The organism is Streptomyces sp. Ncost-T10-10d (assembly GCF_900091955.1).
Classification (GTDB): Bacteria; Actinomycetota; Actinomycetes; order Streptomycetales; family Streptomycetaceae; genus Streptomyces.
Genome location: NZ_FMDF01000061.1, coordinates 1 through 1,732 on the forward strand (window position 1 = coordinate 1; position 1,732 = coordinate 1,732).

2 protein-coding genes are annotated in these 1,732 nt (G+C 69.3%); one reads left to right on the plus strand and one right to left on the minus strand.

Features of this window, described 5'->3' with window-relative positions; genetic code table 11:
* Positions 1 to 325 precede the first annotated feature (325 nt).
* Entirely contained in the window at positions 326 to 1,138 is an 813-nt protein-coding gene (locus tag GA0115254_RS08720) for a phytanoyl-CoA dioxygenase family protein (protein ID WP_093894704.1), read from the minus strand.
* Between the two features lie 165 nt (positions 1,139 to 1,303).
* Between GA0115254_RS08720 and GA0115254_RS08725 the strand changes: the two genes are divergently transcribed.
* Positions 1,304 to 1,732: DDE-type integrase/transposase/recombinase (locus GA0115254_RS08725; protein WP_141720785.1), on the plus strand; the 429-nt coding region annotated here is incomplete at its 3' end.

Sequence of the window (1,732 nt, forward strand, 5' to 3'; positions counted from 1 at the left end):
CCCCGCTGCCCTCCACCACTTCCCCAGGGCGGGCGCGCAGTGAGGCCACACGGCGGGGCGCACGGAAGCACGGATGGATCCATGCCGCGCTGGCCGCGCTGGACGGGGCGCCGGTCGACGTGACCGCGCTCGCCGCCCATGTGGCCTTCGGACAGCCCGACGTGCTCGCCACCCGCAGCCTGTTTTGCGACGTGGGGGTGAGTGCCGGGCGGGCATGTGCTGCTGATCGGCCCGGACCGGGTACGCGTCGAGCGGCACGAGCATGCCCGGCCTCCTTTCTCTTCCCTCGTCACGACCACCTGCTGGCGATGGTCGTGAAGCACGTCTATCCGGCGCTGCGGTCTGTACCGTCCCGGTCCGGACCGGGGGTGTCTTGTCCCAGGCTCCGGCGGATCGCAATCTCCACGGGTGAGTACGCGCTGTCGGCCCGCTCCAGTTCGTACGGCGCGGCCGGCATCAGCGGCGGCTGGGCCATGAAGCGCGGCCGCATCCCATGGTGCGGTTGCGCCGCGTGCACCAGGAACGGATGGCACAGGAAGACGTCGCCCGGGGACCCGGTGGCGAAGGCGAGTGGCCGGTGGTCGGACGCCGCCACCAGATCGGGGGCGAGGGTCAGCCCGCTCGCCCCGTCCTCCCCGTACTTCTCCAGCACCTTCGGCGCGTCGAGGTGTGAGCCGACCCGGATCCGGGTCGGGGCGTCCTCCTCACCGACCTCGCTGAACAGGAACAGCATCAGCAGCGCCCGGCCCTGGGAACGCAGATTGGTGAAATACCAGCTCTCGCCCTCCGGCAGATAGCTGCCCTCGATGTGCCAGCCCGCGTCGTCCGGCTCGTCCTTGTGCGGGAAGCGCAGCGGGAACGTGCCCAGCGAGTAGCGCGGCTCCCATCGTCCTGCGCCGACGAGCAGGTCGTACGCGTGGTGCAGGGATGGGGAGTTGGGTGCGGCGGCGAACGGCCCTTGCGCCATGCCGGCCACCCAGTGCACGGGCTGCGTCCACGTCGAAGGGTCGTCCGGGGCGCAGCCCGTCTCTCGCCACAGCAGCCGCGCGCAGTCCGCAGCCACGCGCGGCGCGACGGCGCCCTCCAACTTCACGAAGCCGTCGCGGAGGAAACGGGATACCAAGATCGTGTCATCCATACCCCCATCGTGCGACGGCACCGGACCCGATCACCCGACATTCTCCGCACCGCCTTTGTCGGGTATTCACCGAGCCCCTTCCCGCCCCTCCGAGACCGGAAGCAACCGCCCCGCGGTAACAGGACCACATGGCCGACGACGGGCGAATACTCCCCACTCGCTTCCTTGGACAGGTCTTCAGGGCACACCGTGGTCCAGGAGCAGCCTCGCAGCAGGTTCCTGGCTTCACGCACCGACGACCTCACCCGGCGGTTGAGCACACAGTCGGGATTGGTGTCGTCGGTGGCCGGCCCGTCGACCTCCATCCATGCGAAGACCGGGTTCACGGCGTTCGCCGCCGCTCCCAACCGGTGCTGGGTAGCGGACTTCACCCACGTGAAGACCTGGTCCGCGACCGTCTGTGTCGCGTTCGTCGTGGACACCTTCTCCCGCCGGATCGTCGGCTGGTCCGCGGCCACCGTGAAGGAGACCGTCTTCGTCCTGGACGCCCTGGAGATGGCCGTCTGGCAACGCGACCGCGACCAACAGTCCGTTCAGCCAGGAGAGTTGATCCATCACTCCGACGCCGGGTCGCAATACACATCGTTCAAGCTC

Coding starts and splice junctions, on each gene's coding strand:
- GA0115254_RS08720 (WP_093894704.1), bottom strand. CDS start 1,138: ATGGATGACACGATCTTGGTATCCCGTTTCCTCCGCGACGGCTTCGTG.